11 protein-coding genes are annotated in these 18,262 nt (G+C 44.8%); 7 read left to right on the top strand and 4 right to left on the bottom strand.

Annotation, left to right across the window (positions count from 1 at the left end; all coding sequences use genetic code 11):
- Nucleotides 1-18 precede the first annotated feature (18 nt).
- Complete coding sequence (locus tag OH463_RS20215) at nucleotides 19-372, top strand: relaxosome NikA (RefSeq protein ID WP_269992387.1); 354 nt, start codon at nucleotides 19-21, stop codon at nucleotides 370-372.
- On the top strand, nucleotides 366-3,059 hold the full coding sequence (locus OH463_RS20210; protein WP_269992385.1) for an LPD7 domain-containing protein: 2,694 nt from the start codon (nucleotides 366-368) through the stop codon (nucleotides 3,057-3,059). The genes OH463_RS20215 and OH463_RS20210 overlap by 7 nt, the downstream gene beginning before the upstream one ends.
- A gap of 220 nt (nucleotides 3,060-3,279) precedes the next feature.
- Here OH463_RS20210 and OH463_RS20205 read toward each other — a convergent pair whose 3' ends face one another.
- Nucleotides 3,280-4,758 (bottom strand): KAP family P-loop NTPase fold protein, encoded by a 1,479-nt coding sequence (locus OH463_RS20205; protein ID WP_269992384.1) that lies wholly within the window; start codon nucleotides 4,756-4,758, stop codon nucleotides 3,280-3,282.
- A 415-nt stretch (nucleotides 4,759-5,173) separates the two neighbouring features.
- Between OH463_RS20205 and OH463_RS20200 the strand changes: the two genes are divergently transcribed.
- Entirely contained in the window at nucleotides 5,174-6,916 is a 1,743-nt protein-coding gene (locus OH463_RS20200; protein WP_269992383.1) for a hypothetical protein, read from the top strand.
- 185 nt (nucleotides 6,917-7,101) lie between these two features.
- Here OH463_RS20200 and OH463_RS20195 read toward each other — a convergent pair whose 3' ends face one another.
- Nucleotides 7,102-7,713, bottom strand: a complete 612-nt coding sequence (locus OH463_RS20195; RefSeq protein WP_269992382.1) for a mobile mystery protein B — start codon at nucleotides 7,711-7,713, stop codon at nucleotides 7,102-7,104.
- Nucleotides 7,710-8,198, bottom strand: coding sequence for a mobile mystery protein A (locus OH463_RS20190; RefSeq protein WP_269992381.1), 489 nt, complete (start codon nucleotides 8,196-8,198; stop codon nucleotides 7,710-7,712). The genes OH463_RS20195 and OH463_RS20190 overlap by 4 nt, the downstream gene beginning before the upstream one ends.
- Before the next feature lie 596 nt (nucleotides 8,199-8,794).
- On the opposite strand from OH463_RS20190, the gene OH463_RS20185 reads away from it, so the two are divergent.
- Entirely contained in the window at nucleotides 8,795-9,811 is a 1,017-nt protein-coding gene (locus OH463_RS20185) for a glycoside hydrolase family 75 protein (protein ID WP_269992379.1), read from the top strand.
- 268 nt (nucleotides 9,812-10,079) lie between these two features.
- On the opposite strand, the gene OH463_RS20180 is transcribed toward OH463_RS20185, so the two are convergent.
- On the bottom strand, nucleotides 10,080-11,069 hold the full coding sequence (locus OH463_RS20180) for a hypothetical protein (RefSeq protein WP_269992378.1): 990 nt from the start codon (nucleotides 11,067-11,069) through the stop codon (nucleotides 10,080-10,082).
- 641 nt (nucleotides 11,070-11,710) lie between these two features.
- Here OH463_RS20180 and dsr1 point away from each other — a divergent pair.
- The 3 genes from dsr1 (at nucleotide 11,711) to OH463_RS20165 (ending at nucleotide 18,251) form a co-directional block, all read left to right on the top strand.
- On the top strand, nucleotides 11,711-15,535 hold the full coding sequence (gene dsr1, locus OH463_RS20175; protein ID WP_269992377.1) for an anti-phage defense-associated sirtuin Dsr1: 3,825 nt from the start codon (nucleotides 11,711-11,713) through the stop codon (nucleotides 15,533-15,535).
- A 421-nt stretch (nucleotides 15,536-15,956) separates the two neighbouring features.
- Complete coding sequence (locus tag OH463_RS20170) at nucleotides 15,957-16,805, top strand: hypothetical protein (protein WP_269992376.1); 849 nt, start codon at nucleotides 15,957-15,959, stop codon at nucleotides 16,803-16,805.
- 9 nt (nucleotides 16,806-16,814) lie between these two features.
- On the top strand, nucleotides 16,815-18,251 hold the full coding sequence (locus tag OH463_RS20165) for a hypothetical protein (protein ID WP_269992375.1): 1,437 nt from the start codon (nucleotides 16,815-16,817) through the stop codon (nucleotides 18,249-18,251).
- The last annotated feature ends 11 nt before the right edge of the window (nucleotides 18,252-18,262 follow it).

Here is an 18,262-nt window from a genome sequence, read left to right as displayed (position 1 = left end):
TACTCTACGAGTTTAATTATGGAAAAAGAAAGTGCCACTATTCATATTCAAACAAGGCTAACACCTTCTGAATATAAACCGTTTAAAGCCGTGATAGAAAATTTTGACATGAAAAAGGCTGAGCTTTTTCGCAAAGTTATTTTATCAAACGAGAAAAACATGGTGGAAGTGAGTGGTTCAGTTAAGGAAACTGATGCTCAGAAACGCATGGTTTTTCTAGCCAATAAAACCTCGAATAACATTAACCAGATCGCCAAGAAGCTAAACCTAGCTTACCGTGGCGAAGTGGTTAGTGAGCGAAACTACCAGAAGATCATGAATGAGCTGATTGGTGTTCGCTCGGCTTTTGAAAAAGGCATGGATAAATGTTAGTTCGAGTTCGTAGTGGTAAGGATGGCATTGCAGAGTATTTGCGCGATGGAATGAAGTCCGATCGCGAAATGCACCGCGACCAATTAGATAAGCGTATTTGTATTGATGGGGATTTATCTATTACCGATACCATTATTAAAACAATGGCGAAAACAGATAAACTTGAAAATTATTTTCACGTCACTTTGAGTTTTGCTGAAAAAGATATTGGCGAGCAAGTGATAAGAAATGTTTACGAGCAGTTTAAAACAGAGTTAATGGCGGCGTATGTCAGCGAAGAATTTAATATTTATGCTGAAGTTCATGTTCCAAAAATTAAGTCCTATGAAGATAAAAGCACAGGGGAAGTAGTAGAGCGTTTTCCTCATGTTCACGTTGTCTTACCTAAGAAAAACTTGCTCGATGATAAGAATTTAAACCCATTTGGCTTCTACAAGTCGCATGAGAGTTATATTCAAGCAATCCAAGAAAAAATCAATTATAAGCATAACTTGGTATCACCTAGAGATAATCAAAGATTATTTAACATCGACAATGGAAAGCTATTGTCTCGCTACAAAGGCGACAACTTCAAAAGTGCAAACGCCAAACTCAAGTCTGAGCTGTTTGACGTTATCCAAGACAAAAACATCACCACTATGCTCGCTTTCAAAGAAGAGCTCGCGAAGCATGGTGAAGTCTCGATAGGTAAGGTCGGAAAGCCGGACGAATACCTCAAAATCAAACCTCACGGTTCAACGCGAAATGTTCGTTTAACGGACAGCTGTTTTCGCCCTGACTTTATCGAGCATCGAACACTTAAAAGAGAAAAGCCGAGCGAAAAGCAAGTGAACCGCTTGGTTAATGAGTGGGTCAACAGCAAGTCACATGAGGTCAAGTACATTCACCAAGCAGCCCCTAAATTACGCGAGCAATACAAGGCGCTACCAACCCAACTAAAAGGGGAGTTTTTAAATGAGCAACGAGAACGATATTACCGACAATACAACCTTAGCTCCGGAACCGGACTTTCAGAACGAGGCGCCGGAGCAAGCCAGCGGAATATTTCAACGAGCAGACGGGCGCGTGATCGAAAGCTTGGTGTTGAACGAGGCATCCCAAGAGGATTTACCGACATCCCCAACGGTTTGCCAAGTATGTCCGAACTCAATGTGGCTACAGCAGGACGAAAACGGAGAAGTTGTCCTACAGAACTATTGCATGATAATGCATCGGATCATTTGGCAGTCAAACAAACCAGTCGAAGTCCTCAATTGCGACGGGCTGGTTATGAACCTCGACGACGAGTAGTTCGACTTTCGGTTTACCGAAAGCCTTCACCGAACGCGACACTGGCAACTATCAAGCGCATCAAAGCAAAGGCGCAACATAGCGAGAGCTACGTGACGCAATTGTTCGACACCTTCCAAGAAACTAAGCAAGAGCAAAGCGAACTCGGTCGCTTTCGCACTATCAGGCAAAACCTAAAGGCCGAGAGCTTGCTTTCTCACCTTTCCGACTCTCATGGTTTAGTCAAAGACCAGTACAGCCACTTTAAGACCAAAGATGGCTCTGTGCGGATAAAAGCTGAAACGCGAGCTTATAACGTCAGCGACTTCTGCACTAAATACATGGGGCTGAGTTGGGATGAAACCAAAGAAATCCTAAAGACGGCTTACGGCAAACAGAGGCAGCAACTCGCGCAACAACAACGAGTTCTCCAAGAGCAGCAAGCCGTCAATTCCATCGTGTTTGTCAGCAATAGAGTTACTCAAGGTTGGGGTAAAAAGAACCCGCTCGATGAGTCCATCCGATTGCTCAAACACTTGCAACGCAAAGAGCACATTGGAGAGTTACCTATGGCACTACATGAACTAGAGCGCCACCGCGCACCAGAAACAAAAGATAATGCTATCGTTTCAGCTAACGAGAACTTTAGCGCCGTCGAGAGCGCTAAGCGCATCATGAAGGCGAGAGAGACTGCAGCGCAGATCACCTTGACCATGAGCGACCTAGTCGCTAGTAAGAATGACAAAAAGCGTTATGTGGATTTCTCTGACAAGAGCACGGGCGATAAGGTGTTTCGTGATGACGGTGAAAAGATCGTCATGCACAGCAAACAAGCTGACATTAACCATACCGCAGCCGCACTCACGCTGGCCGCAGAAAAGTTTGGGGTGGTGAAAATCAATGGTACGAAGGAGTTTAAAGAGCAAGTTATCGACGTGGCTGTGAGTAAGGACTTAAACATTGTGTTTGCTGATAAGAAGATAGAAGCGGATTTTGTTCGTCGTAAGGAAGAGCTGAAACGTGACGTCATTGTTGAAACGATGGATAACGCTTGCTCGAAAAATGAAGCGGCAACAGAGCCGAAAGAGCACGTGCCTCATGAAGCAGCGAATACGCAGCTTAAAGAAGAGGTGCTTAAACCTGCCAAGTTTGAAGTCGAATATCAGTGGGATAAGCTCAGCAGTAAGCTGCAAGTGACAATAAACGGGAAATCGCCAAACCGTTTTGAACAATCTACGGTTGAGCAAATTGTGAAGAAAGATACTTTCTTGAAACACTACACGGTTAAAGAGGTGCAGTTTGGCTTGATAGACCAAAAGAAAGCGGAGGGCGTTCAACCTGTGCCTAAGACGTATGATACTCAAGCTAACGTTATTGATAGAGCTAGCGACCAACAACAACGTAGTCGCATGAAATAGTGGTTTGGTTTAATCTGAATGCAATCTGTCACTGTTCGATTCAAGGTCTCGTTAGATCTGACAGATTGCTCTAACTCTTTTATGCCCCATTCCGTGTTTAGAACACATGAAACCATCATGAGATTTATTTGAGCAACAAGCTGTTGCCCAACTGAGAAGCAACTTGTTTAGTGAATTATTTATATCCCAAAGCAAGTTAAAAGGGGCTATAGCCCCCTTACTACTCAATGTTACCAGCAAGCTCAACCACACGCTTGTAGTCATCCCATAGCCAGAATTTAGGTGAGCTGTCAGTGTTGCTACTAGGATCGTATAGATGATTTCTAAGCAGCGTTAATATTTCTCCGCCAACTCTATCCAGCACGGCTCTTTGTTCTTCACTGATACGGGTATGCCGAGTAATGTCATCTGGGTGCATTGGCCTCATAACGTCACGTGATCCCCAGTGATCTTCCAATGTCTTTAAGACAAGTACACTTGATTCAAGGTTCAAATCAAATAGGGCATTAATAGGGGCTTTTCCATCATTCTGGTGCAGAATGAATGAGTTTTTCGGCGAGGAGTAGGTGACTTCGTTTATAACATTATTGTATTGAGACCTCTTCGTATACTCTTCAGAGCCTAGGTCGAATTCGACTAGGGCAATAAGTAAAGTAACAACATTTACGATTTGAGGTCGGGTCGCATTATTTGCGGCTCTTAGGCAAGCTAATAATTTAGAACTGAGCTGATCTACCGCTCTAATGTCTAGTTCATAGGCGTTAGCTACAAGCTCGACATAAAGTGGAACATCTACTCTAATTCCATTCAGCTTAGGAATTAGATTCAAGCTTCCTTGAAGGTTACTAATATGCTCTTTCAGGTCGCCAGCGGCTAAGTAATGTTTCAAATCAGGGGTTGGTAGTTGTGCTTTACGGTGGAAAAAGCGTTTAAGGTATTTTTCAGAGTCGAAATCGTCACCATAAACAGCTTTGATTGAACAGCATAACTGATCAGTATCTGTAGCCACCACGAAAACAAAGTGTTTAGTATCAAAGAAGTGTTTAATCACTTCTAACATTTCAATAGCGTAATCAGGTCTGCATCTATCAAGCTCATCAACTAATACAACAATAGGCAGTTCTTGACCGTGGTTTTGTTTGAGAATTTCAGCCAATAGAGACAACTTTGTTCTTATCTCTTTTATAGCATCTATTTGTTCCATGTATCCCTTTTGGATGGAAGAGATGTAGTCAGCATCAGTCTTTTCGAACAATGACTTAACAGCTTCAATACCAGTTGCACTGTCATCTAACAGTTTCTTGGATACATAACCGCTTGCAGCTATTGCTGTACCTTTGATGAACTTACCTAGTAAGGATTTGACAGTATCGAAGTCGGTACCAGAAACGGATGAATACTTTTCTAGTTGGGAAAGTAGCTCACTGCTTACAACTGTCAGTGGCTCTTTGGTGAAGTCGCTTTCCCAAGCGTCAATGTAGATTGTGGGGTGGCTTTGGTTGTTTAACAGAGAGTATAAGCGCTTAAGAAACTGGGTTTTACCACTTCCCCAAGATCCATTTAGGTTTAGTACGAATCCCTCATTTTCTTCTGTAATGTAATCTGCAATGAACTGACCATAGTCATTGCGGTTTAAACGACAGTTATCGAAAGTGAACTCTTCGAGCCAATTCTTGTATTTGATTTGTGTTTCTGGCATTTGAAATAACCCTTGCAAAATCAGTGATATAATCTAGTAAGAGTAACACAGCTTCGATTGTGAAGATGAAAGCTCATTAAAATATTGTGGCTTAATTAGTGTGCATTTTACCAACTAATGTTGAGCTACCCTATCTCATTTTGTCCGAAAGTAAGTTCTGAACTAATTTGCACGGATAGCAGTTTGGCGGAAGCAGTTCGGAGTTGCGAACTAAGTTGGTGTTGGTCATTGGTTTCGTAATTTGGCATGCAAAATGAGTGACTCCATGCGTCACCTAATACGCCCTGAGTTAATGAGTAAATCCACAGGCTCGTTTATGCCCCTTTCTTTGTTAGCGCTAGTTAACTTCTAATTTTTCCTATTTTCAGTTTGACATACTTTTTTTCATGCTTGTAGTGTGTCTGATGGTGTGGGAGTGTCTATTTTAATCAATGATCTATTGGGGGCTATTATGCTTCAGATTTGCTCAGGAAAACTGTTTCAAAACGGCATTGAATACAGAAACAACCTTCGAGGGGTCATTTATACAAACTTGAAGCTCTTTGGAGATCAAAAGATTGAAACTCAAGCAGGGGTAATGCTATCAACATCAAGCTTGGGAGCATCGACAGCTATTGTATATGAATTGGAAGAGCTTGTTGAATCAACGGGGAATCCTGATCAGCCAGGAATTTTGGTATCGAGTGGCGTAGACCCGTATATATCAGATTTTTCTGCAATACTCTCGTTCGCACTAAATTGTACTGCATCAACTAACTATGAGTTAACCAATAGGCTCATTAGCGATCAAATAGGATTATCAACTCTTTCAAAACCCAAAGATGTCGTCAAGCGGGTGTTTGATAAGAAAATAATCTGCCAATCTAATGATATAGAGTACCTTATTAGTTTTACCAACCATTTAATAGGTTTAGAAAGAAAAGTATTTTTGGGGGTCATGCGAGCCATTAGGACATATGTCACTGCGATGCACAGAATTGCTGACGATTTGGAGCTTGCGTACACACTACTTGTTGCCTCCCTAGAATCGATTACCCAGGATTTCGACAATCATGAGATAACTTGGAAAGACTATGATGAGAAAAAAAGAAAAATGATAGATTTAGCTCTAGCTGAAGCAAGCGAGAGCACTTCGAATAAAGTTAAAGAAGCTTTAATCAAAGGTGAGTATGCCTCTATAGCTCGTCGGTTCAATAGTTTTTCAATAAAGCACGTTAAATCATCCTTTTATCGAGATGAAGCTATAGGTGTAATAAATCCAATATCAAAGCTTGATTTACCCAAAGCTCTGTCAAATGCATACAAAGCAAGGTCTAGCTATGTGCATAATTTACAAAAGCTGCCGACTTTGCTAGTCAACACTGTTTCGTATTCTGATACATGTCGAATCAGGAACTCTACTTGGCTGACTATTCAAGGTCTATCTAGACTTACCAGACATATAATTACTAACTTCGTTTATTCACATAATATTGTTGAACGTGAGGAATACAATTACCACCTCGAGCGCACAGGTACAATACAAGCTCCTCTTGCACCACAATATTGGCTGAATAACTTGAGGTTTTATGAAGGTTCAGGAAACACGAAGCTTGAGGGGTTTTTGAGCCTACTCGCCGAGTACGAATTGTCTGGAGGTAACACCAAGCTTACTGATATACGAGAAATGCTTACCGCTGTCGAAGGTCAGTATCATGACTTTAAAAACAAAGACAAGCTCCCCTACGCAGCTCTATACATCCTTTTTAATGGTGTATTGTCTGATGTTGAGAAAATGAAAAACTCGAATAGATTCATTCAACGTGTCGAGAAGGAATTTGTCAAACCGAGTCCTGAGGCTTTAATTCTCAACCTACTTTTCTGCAGTACACCAGATTGGACTGTTGAACAGCACTATGACTGCTTATATCAATATTTGACGGCAAGAGACAATAAAAACTGTTTTCGCGTACCATTGGTTTATGAATCAGGAATGATACTAGAGCTAGCGGAGCGTTATCGTATAGCAGGAAATATTGATGTATCACTAGAACTAATTTCCTTGGCGGTAGAAAACCACCCTGGTCACGAAAATCTACGCCACTTTGAATCGGTCTTTAACAAAGAAACTCAGACTATCAATTGGCGAGAAATAATGTTCTCACAACAGGATGAATAGTCGGTGTTTTTCAAGGTTCTTTCGTCCAAAAGTTACTTAGAATTGTCGGTGTGGTGTACTCCATTTCTGAGGACAATAGGGGTTGTTTTGGTGAGCTTGCTCTCTGTACAAAGAAAAGAGGCTGACGTTCCAGCCTCTCTTAACTATCCACACTGTAATTGTATATTTAGCTCTTAACGCTTAGTTTAAGTCACATTCCCTTTCACCTGAAGATATTGAATTAAAGGCGCATAATCGCCGGCATCAGCTTGGCGTAAGCTCGCAATGTACTCACCCCGCTCTTGGCTTTGTTTATCCAAATCTGTATTGGACCAAACTAAAGGCTTTTGTTTGAGTAGTACCATTCGTATGTAGTCCGTCATCACGCGCGAGTGACGTCCGTTGCCGTTAGGAAAAGGGTGAATTTTAACTAACCTGTGCTGTATCCGGGCCGAGAGTTCTAGGCTGTCATAGTGTTCAAACTCAATCCAACATTTGATGTCTTCCAGTAAGTTGTGTAAATCTGGTTGGATATTCAGCGGATCGACACCAATATTCAACTCTCGGTGACGGTAGCTGCCGGCCCATTCCCACACATCACCAAACAAACGTTGATGCAACTCTTCTACAAACGCCATAGAAAGAATGTCATCCATGCTGGTTTTAGGCGTAGTGGCTAACCAACTCAACCCTTGCAGTATGTTGGCATTTTCAAGCTCATTAAGCTCTTCGCGAGTCGTGATGTGATCAAATTTTAGCCCGGCAACATCATCGGCATTTAGTTCGGTTGCGCCCTCTGGTTCAACAAACAGACTCATTGGTATTTCTCCTGCAAACTGACTTTCCACAAATCTCGGGTGTTGCCCGTTTTAATCTCATTGGCTAATTGAACCAGCGCTTGCTGTTGTTGTTCTGAGGTTAACTGCTGCGCTTCTAAAAACATCGATTGGTGGCTCATGGCCAAACGCTGCTTGGCCAATTCCATAGCGCGCGCTTCTATCATGTCATCAATCGACTGACGCGGAACAATCGCATAAACCAGTTCGGCATCGAGCCCGCTCGCCAGCTGTTTAAGTTGTTTGAGTGTGATGGTTTCATCGGCTTCTTTACGCTCCAATATGGAGACTTGATTACGAGAGAGATTAAGACGTTCACCTAGTTGCGCTCCCGACATCCCCAAGGTCTCACGGATACTGCGCACCCAACCATTTTTCGGCGGTTTAGGCACAGATAAATCGAGTAAAGCGCTGATTTTTGCTTTGACTTGCTTGAGTGCAACGGCATAGACACCGGATTTTTTCATAACTCTGTATCTCTAATTAAATACGCTACAACGCTAATGGTATCTGATTTTACATACATTATAAAGGTTGTTGTATCTACTTTAGTATACGCTGTAAATGTTGTTGTATCTAATTTTGCATACGCTATAAAAGTTTTTGTATCTACATCTTAATACATAGAAAGGGTAGATGTATCGATAAAAAAATACACTACTTGTTTGGCTAGTTGTTTACTGGACAATGGTCGTGTCAAATTCATCTTGGAAGTACAAACGTCTTCGGCAGCGCTAGAGTGGGAAGTGAACGGTTTAGGTTGATTTAGATTCTGGGGACAATGGGGGGTTTTGGGAAAAACACAATCCAGACTTCTGCTCTGAATGATTTCTGCCCCAAAGTGTTTTAGATAGATTTATCAGCACTCTTACCGAAAAGGCAACTATGCAGCCATATTGAAAAAATACGGCAAATTGTCACATGATGCCACTGGTGGCATATTGGTTAAGCTGCTAGTGTTTTGTAGAGACTAGTGAGCTATTAATCATAGCTATATTTGGGAGTTATACGGCAAAGTTGTAGTGGGTTATGCGCAATGCGCCATATATCAAGCGCTATGCGAATGGACTTACCTGAGAGCCAACAAGCTCCAAACAAAGATGAAGGAACTGTTGTAATGAGTAGAGTAAGAGATTTCGCCTTGTTATTTGTCTTGGTAAAACTGAGCCTTACGTCGATGGTCTACGCTGATCAATGCGGCATGAAAATGCAATACACACTGTCAGGCGCTGAAATCTACAGCGCAACGACTGGCGTTAGCTCCCTTTATTACAAGACAGACATGGATGTAAATACTGATGGAGCTGCACGGTCTTATCACCCAAATGACCCTAGAGGAAAATCAATTGCATACAACAACATGGGAAATGCCATCACCAAAGCATGGAGCCAGTCAGGGAAGAGAATCACCTGCGATAAGGGAAAAGCGACCCTTCGCCGTGGGAGGTGTTTTGATGAATATATCTCCGCATTCGAAGGTGCTAGAGATAATAACTATCATCCAGATAAGTTTCCAAGAATCGAGACTAAGTACATTATTCCTTGGTCGCATGACGAAAGGCTTGGTTGGTCTGTTCCGTGCACAATCAAGACTGGCGCTAATAAAGGATTTTTCGTTTCTCAGACATCTCTGTGGTTGCAGAAAGGGGATAAATGCGAACCTTCTAATTACGTAGATAGTCTCAGTATAAACGCTGTCGTATACCCAAAAGGAGTAAAATGGAGCTCGAGGGGAGTATACACAGATAAAGGTGACTTGGTAGTAACTCGAAATACGGAAACCGGCATCATTGCTTTTGCTTTGCATGGTGATGCAGGTCCCAGCAACAAAATCGGTGAAGGCACTATTGCGCTTACGGCAGAGTTGTTAGGGAAGACCGTACCTAGTGATGCTACATATTCTGAAATCCGAAAACTGGCGGTCCCAAACGTAGAATATTTGATTTTTCCAGCTAATGACGTTGAAAAGTACTATAGAAACAAAGGTGGCGTAACCCAATCACGTATAAATGAATATGGAGCTAAAGTTTTTGCAGATTGGGGGGGGATTGAAAGGCTTGACACGTGTGCCCGTAAGTAATTCGCATAACAACGTCATGCAGCCGACCGTTTTTCCGCTACGGCTTCGGGCTGGCTTTAAAGCACTGCTGATTGTGGGCATTCACTATTCTAGTTTGGCGTATATAAACCAATGAGTTTAACTTAGAAGCGAGTTGCAGCGTTTGCTAAATTAGCATGTTTTAAATTGACAGGTGAATGGTAAGTCTCCAGCGTAACTTAATTCACTCATCTAAACATTGCAGGGAAGTTATCTAACACAAATAACTTCCCTTGTGATGGCTTGAAGCTTAGTTTACTTTTAATAAACGCTCATTTAGCTTTTCAAGAGTTCTATTTCCGTCTATCAATTCCACAGGCGTCAATTCAGATGTTGGCTTGTTAAGTACCTCTTTGATAAGAATTTTTTCATTTTCTCCAGTGTCATTGAACTCTTTAATTATCTTCTGGCGGACGGCGTATGAGGGATAGGCTGCAATTATATAGTATAGTTTTGCTATAGTCGTGCGTGCTTCGTGCCCCTGATCTTTGTAGAATACTCCGTTTGCTTTGACTAATCCTGCGATATTTGCATCACTAGTCACATCAGTTTTTTCATATTTGGTGATGTCGATATCATAGATAGCGAGACTTTGAGCAATGGGACGCGTCTTTGCATAGGTATAATACAGATTCTCATCCTGCTTCTTATATCTCTCGTAGAAATTCATGAAGGTATTGTATTCATATGTAGTAGCATCTAGAGCTTGTTTATCTATGACAATATCACCGACTTTCGTTATTGCGAATTTGTAAATATGGTCTGCTTTAAACTCGACTTTAGCTCCTGCCATCCCTTGCTGTACGTCGGCACTTAGATTACCACCTTGCTTAAAGCTCCATGAGAAACGAGGTTGTTGCACTGAGGGTTCAAACTTTATACTTTCTTTCTGACCTTTCTTTACATATGTAGTTGATATAGGTTGAATTTTTGTTACGTTGCCCTCTTTGTTCTTTTCGAGCAGTAATGGTGTATAAGTAAGCCATTCGCCAGATTTAGTCCAACGCTCTTCACTTACAACGATGTAATCATCAGAACTACTTGTTGAACCTAAATATATTGTCTTAGCTTCTTCTGTCTGCTTCATGACTGATTTAAGTTGTTCAATAGGCTTATTAGTATTTATGTCAGGAACAGTATCATCTCCGTTACTAACGCAGCCAGAAATTGCTATAAATAGAGTGGGAATAACCCGATGTGTAACACTGGAAGTTCTGACCGAGTTCTGTCCTATCAACATATTGCGCCCTCCATTGTGTATTGTTATTTGATTGTAAGAGCTATCGTTAAGTTTACTTGTGAGATCGCTCCCATGTTCAGCAATACTTATTACCAGTTTTTATGGCTTATTGAAGGGGATAAAATGGTAAGCTCTGGAAATCAATAGATAGTTATCAGATTAGAAAACCCTTTTTTATAACTCTCCTCTTACTGTTGATTGTTTTGACTAAAACGGTTTGGGGTTCACCTGAGATGCAAAAATGTTTTTGGAGCGGAGTCTCTAAAACGTTTCTGCCTCAAAGTGCGTTAGAGCTGTTGCTCATGAAATTTCTGAGTACACTTATTTGGGTTAGTTTCACTAATTACTAAATGACGCTTGTAACCACGGATCTGTATACCTTATTGAGCACCATTTTAAAGTGGGCTTTAGGATTAATAGCAATCCTCTCAAAGCTATTTATACAGTGTTTTTTGAAACTCGTTGATATCGCGGAATACTGTGAAAATTTTTGTGCGTTTTTCCAGATGGTGTATTTGGTAGAAAACTGATAAGTTCTTTGCATATAGATAGTTAAACGTGTATGCGCAGTAATAAGCTGTTAGCCCCATTGAGCCTTCATTTGCTCGAATGAACATATACATTGGATAGGAAGAAAAGAAATGCAATTCGTCACCCACGGTCCTGACATTCCGGATGCACTTTTGCAGGCGCACGAGGAAGGCCGCGTGGTGTTCTTCTGCGGAGCAGGAATTTCCTACCCTGCTGGTTTGCCGGGTTTTAAGGGTTTGGTAGAGCAGATTTACCAGTTGAACGGCACAACTCTTTCAGACATTGAGCGTGAGCCCTTCGAGCGCGAACAGTTCGACGCCACACTGGATCTGCTGGAACGGCGCTTACCAGGGCAGCGTATGGCTGTCCGCCGCACGCTGGCACAGGCCCTGAAACCGAAGCTCCGGCGCAAGGGGGCTATTGATACGCAAGCGGCGCTGTTGCGATTGGCTCGCAGCCGCGAGGGTGCACTTCGGCTGGTCACCACCAACTTCGATCGTATCTTTCACGTGGCTGCCAAACGGACGGGGCAAGTATTTCAAGCCTACGCCGCACCAATGCTTCCGATCCCGAAGAACAGTCGTTGGGATGGATTGGTCTATCTGCACGGCTTGCTGCCGGAAAAGGCTGATGACACCGCCCTTAACCGTCTGGTGGTCACCAGCGGAGACTTCGGCCTCGCCTACCTGACGGAGCGCTGGGCCGCGCGCTTTGTGAGCGAGTTGTTCCGCAACTATGTGGTCTGCTTTGTGGGCTACAGTATCAACGATCCGGTACTGCGCTATATGATGGATGCGCTGGCAGCAGATCGGATGCTGGGTGAAATCACGCCGCAAGCTTGGGCGCTGGGTGATTGTGAGCCGGGGCAGGAGCATCGACAAACCATCGAATGGGAAGCGAAGGGTGTCACACCTATTCTCTATAACGTGCCGGCTGGCAGCAATGACCATTCTGCGCTGCACCAGACCTTGCACGCATGGTCAGAGATCTACCGTGATGGTGTGCAGGGCAAAGAAGCCATCGTCGTCAAACATGCTTTGGCCCGTCCACAGGACAGCACGCGGCAGGACGATTTCGTTGGTCGGATGCTGTGGGCTTTGTCAGATAAATCAGGTTTACCGGCAAAGCGCTTTGCGGATCTCAATCCTACCCCTTCGTTGGACTGGCTGCTGGAGCCCTTCTCGCATGAACGCTTTGGGCACGACGATCTGGTCCGTTTTGGCGTGCCACCACACTATGATATGGACGCCAATCTGCGCTTTAGCCTGATTCGCCGACCTGCACCTAATGACAAGACCCCACCCATGCTGCTGGCCTCTGGCGACCTAACCTGCAGCCAGTGGGATGATGTGATGTTCCATCTGGCCCGCTGGCTGGTACGCCACCTAGATGACCCGAGAATGATCATCTGGATTGCTGAGCGTGGTGGGCAAATACACGACCGATGGCAGTGGTTGATTGAGTACGAACTGGATCGCTTTGTTTCGCTGGCGCGTGAAGGCAAAACCTCCGAGCTGGATGAAATTCGCTTACATGCCCCCAAGGCGATCCCTGGTCCATTGATGCATACACTGTGGCGCCTACTGCTCAGCGGTCGGGTGAAATCCCCGTGGCACGCCCCAGATCTGTACCGATGGCAAGCTCGCCTGAAACATGAGGGTTTGACCATCACATTACGCTTGGAGTTACGCGAGCTACTTGCCCCCAAGGTGGTTTTGAAGAAACCGTTTCGCTGGAGCGACGACTCGAGCAGTACCGACGAGCCTGAAAAAATCAAACAGTTGGTGGACTGGGAACTGGCGCTAGCCACTGATCACGTACATTCTGCTCTGCACGACCATGCCGACGAGCCATGGAAATCAGCGCTGCCGCAGCTGTTTGAGGACTTCCAGCAGCTGCTTCGTGACGCACTGGATCTGTTGTGCGAGTTGGGCGAGGCTGACAACCGTAGCGACCGCTCGCATTGGGATCTGCCATCCATCACGCCGCACTGGCAGAACCGGGGTTTCCACGACTGGGTAAGTCTGATCGAATTGCTGCGCGATGCGTGGCTGGAGGTTCACGCCAATGACAGTACGCGTGCCACGCGCATGGCTCAGACTTGGTTTGAAATGCCGTATCCCACCTTTAAACGTCTGGCGCTGTTTGCCGCGAGCCGCGACGACTGCATTCCGACAGAACAGTGGGTGGATTGGTTGCTAGCGGAAAGCACATGGTGGCTGTGGTCCGTAGATACAGGGCGGGAAGTGTTCAGGCTGCTCGTTCTTCAGGGGCAGCATTTGGTAGGGGCTGTACAGGATCGTTTGGAAACAGCCATATTGGCAGGTCCACCGCGTGAGATGTACCGAGACGATTTGGAGGAGGATCGATGGCAAGACTTGGTGGCTCACTCCGTCTGGCTGCACTTAGCCAAACTGAACACGTCGGGCCTCGTTTTGGGTGCACCTGCAGCGGAACGCTTGGTGGAAATATCCACTGCCTATCCGCAATGGCAGTTGGCGACCAATGAACGTGACGAGTTCTCACACTGGATGAGTGGCACAGGCGATCCGGATTACGAGGATAGTCGGGAAGTCGATATCGCACCCCGCAAGCGGCAGGAACTGGTGCAATGGCTCATAAAGCCGACGCCAGAACGGCGGCCCTTCAATGAAGACACATGGCGTGAAGTTTGCCGCTCGCGTTTCTTCCACAGTTTGTTCGCATTGTGTGATCTAGCACAGAATGACGTGTGGCCCGCTGACCGATGGCGTGAAGCTTTGCAGACTTGGGCTGAAGAAGGAATGGTGCTGCGCTCCTGGCGATACGCTGCGCCGCTGGTGCAGACCATGCCCGATGCGGTTCTTCAGGAGATTGCCCTTGGTGTTACGTGGTGGATGGAAGCCGTTTCCAAGTCCATCAACGTCCACGAAAGCATCCTGTTGAATTTGTGTCAGCGCGTGTTGGCTCTGCCGATTGACCCAGGCAAGGGAATAACGAGCAACGGTGCACCAATTGACCAACCTGTCACAGAGGCCATTAATCATACGATCGGGCATGTCACGCAGTCTCTAATCAACTTGTGGTTTAAGCAGAGCCCGAATGACAACGATTTGCTTCCTGTTGAATTAAAGCCAATATTCACCACACTATGCGACGTGCTGATAGATCACTTCCGCCACGGTCGGGTGCTGATGGGGTCGCGGCTGATTGCATTTTTCCGTGTGGATCGCCCTTGGACAGAACAGCACCTGCTGCCACTGTTTAGCTGGAACAATCCTGTTGAAGCCAAGGCAGTTTGGGAAGGTTTCCTCTGGTCACCGCGTTTGTACCAGCCATTGCTGACAGCCTTCAAGTCGCAGTTTCTGGATAGCGCAAACCACTATGTCGATCTCGGCGAACACCGCCAGCAATTCGCAACCTTTCTCACCTACGCCGCACTGGGTCCGACCGAGGAATACACCGTAGAGGAGTTCCGTGCTGCGATTGGTGCGCTTCCACAAGAAGGGTTGGAGGAATCCGCGCAGGCGTTCTCTCAGGCACTTGAAGGTGCCGCCGATCAGCGTGAGGACTTCTGGAAAAATCGCGCCCAACTGTTCTGGCAACGGATCTGGCCAAAATCCCGCGACTTGGCCACCCCACGAATCGCCGAGTCTTTGACTCGTCTAGCGATTGCTGCCCGAGGTGAGTTCCCGGCTGCCGTGGCTGCGGTTCAGGACTGGCTGCAACCGATTGAACACCCGCACTATGTCATACATCGGCTTAACGAATCGGGTTTGTGTAGCCGATATCCACTTGATGCACTGAGCTTGCTGGATGCCGTGATTGTCGACCAACAGTGGGGGCCTAGGGAGTTAGGGCAATGCCTAGATCAAATCGTGCAGATTGCGCCAAATCTTGTGCAAGATGCCCGTTACTTGCGGCTCCACGAATACGCGCGGAGGCGCGGAGTGTGAAAGTGACAGTCGTCGATCCACACTATCAGCCGTGTCTAGCAAGGCAAATACACACGGACAGCCAAGAGCTGAGCCGCTCTTGCCTCGCTATGCAACTTTTGTCTGCCGGTGATTTACGGCGTTACCCCCGCAGATCCTAATCCGAATTTCCCTTATAACGTTTTTACTCTATGTAACTTCTGTCCAGCTCCGTTCTAGCTAATCTCGTTAGCTCAGATTTGTACAACTTATGTTTACGAAATATCTGATTTACCCAATCCCTTTTTGTCAACATCTAAAAGGTAGCAATGTCTACCCGATCGTGTTGTTGCATATGAGGAAATAATAAACTTATCAAGCTAAGTCTCTCAGGCGTATACTGCTGCGAAATTCGGAATAAAAATTTTACTACTAATCAAAAAAATAAAGGCTGGGTATTCATATGTTTAATCACGATGTCAAAAAGCAAGCTATCGTAGATTTAGAACGAGCAGATCACGATTACAAACGAGCTGTTGAAACTGTTCAAAAACTGTCAGTAGAGTTATTTGAGCTCCGCCAGTACTGCAGTACAGAGCTCATTGTTGAGTGTGAAGATTTTATTAATACCCTTGCAAACTCTCCTAAAGAGTTCGAAAAATCATTCAGTGAGTACAAAGCCCAAGTAAAAGAATTTAAGAATGTATTGGGACAGATCGAAAAAGAGGTAATGGATGCTAATCTAAAAGCCAGTGGAACGGCTGGTGCTGGTATTGCAACCGGTGCTGGCGTCGCTGCTTTAGCACCAACTGCTGCTATGGCTATTGCAACGACTTTCGGTACAGCATCAACTGGAACTGCGATTGCTTCGCTGAGTGGTGCTGCAGCGACTAATGCTGCACTAGCTTGGCTAGGCGGTGGTGCGCTTGCCGTTGGTGGTGGTGGTATGACAAGTGGAAGTGCGTTGCTTGCTCTGGCTGGACCAATTGGGTGGGGCATTGGTATCACGGCATTGGCTGGTGGTGGACTGCTCGCTCGTAAAAAAAATGGTGAAATCGCTAGAAAAGCAAAAGCTAAAGAAAAAGAAATTAGAACGCACAATGCCCAACTGGATGTTAGTTCGACAGAAATCAAACGATTGATTGATTTGACCAAGCAACATTCGCAAAGCATGAAACAAATCCTTAGCTCATTGGTGAGTATTGCACCATCAGATTACAGCCGATTTACTGAAGAGCACAAGCTGTCACTGGGTGCACTCATCAACCACATTCGCTCGTTGAGCGAGCTACTCAATAAAAGTGTTAAATAGGTAATTACTATGAGCGTTGTGAAAAATAGCGCTGTCACTGACCAGGTATCGGGCGCTTTTGTTGATAACATAAACCAGACTCGTATTTTTGAAAAAGGAGTTGAACTTGATAAAGCGCAAGCTGCTTTTATCCTAGCTCAATCGCAAGTTGATAAAGTTCGAGAATTTATTAGCAATCCAGGTGGTATTTTAGGGTCTGAAGCAACGAAACACGGCGAGATGGCTGAGCGGATTGATGTCGGAATACGTAATGCAAGGGCGGCTATGGAAGGGATATCTGCAGATGACTTACCAGCAGATATTGATAGCGTAGCACGAACAGGAGCAGCCGATTATTTGCTCAACAATACCGAGGTTCAGTCTAAATTTATCAACGGCGCCAACAACAATCTGAAACATGTATTAGACCACATGGAAAAGTATCCGGATTTTGGACGAGACGGATCGTTTTACCATATCCCAAAGGATACACATGAGCTAATCGGGAAAATCATGTCGGGGGAGAGTGTTGATGGGTTATCTCAAAGAAGCATTGATGCCATAAAGGCAAAAGTTGCGGAAATTGAAGAACTTTCAGGTCAACCTTTTAATTCAGTGGTTCAACCCGGCGTATCAGATTATGCAGAGGTGCAGCGTGGAGCGGTTGATGAGACATTGAATAAACACGAGGAAGAGCTGCGAAAAGAAAGTGAACGACAAAAAAATCAAATTGAGAAGGATCATGGTCCGTCGTTACAAGAGATGGGTAAAGCAGCTCTGGTAGGTGGTGCTGTTGGTGGCGCGGTTGCATTCGCCTCAATCGCTTACGCTAAGTACAAGTCTGGTAAGAATATTTTTGCGGGTGATTTTGAGCGCGAAGACTGGAAAGAAGTCGGCCTCGATACAACCAAGGGCGCTGCGATAGGCGCTGTGTCATCAGCGGCAATCTACGGGTTAACGAACTACGCTTCAATGGCGGCACCGTTTGCCAGTGCTGTTGTTTCTGCCACAAAGGGGGTAAGTTCACTTACTAAACAGTATACGAATGGTGAGATCTCTTTTGATGAATATATGAACTTGGGATTAGTTATTTGTTCTGAATCTGCGATGGTTGGTATATTCACAGCTGCAGGACAGACACTCATTCCGGTTCCTATGCTTGGTGCGGTGATAGGTTCAATTGCAGGTAAATTGTTCGTCGATATGGCAGGTTCTGGAAATAGTAAGTTGACTAACCAACTTAATGACATGATGTCTGAATTCACTAAGAAACTCGATGCTATTTCGCTCCAAGCCCTAGAGCGAATCAACAGAGAGTTTGATAAATTGGGTGATCTGACAACTGCGGCTTTCGATCCTAAGAATAATAGATTGGATGGAAGTGTAAAGTTAGCCAAAGCATATGGAGTATCAGAATCTCTGATAATTAAATCATCCGATGACCTAGATAGTTTTATGCTGACTTAAAAAATGAAAAG

This window comes from Vibrio sp. NFR, from assembly GCF_027587095.1.
Classification (GTDB): domain Bacteria; phylum Pseudomonadota; class Gammaproteobacteria; order Enterobacterales; family Vibrionaceae; genus Vibrio; species Vibrio harveyi.
The sequence above is the reverse complement of the archived record's forward strand: the minus strand, read 5'-3'. Positions and strand labels throughout refer to the sequence as shown.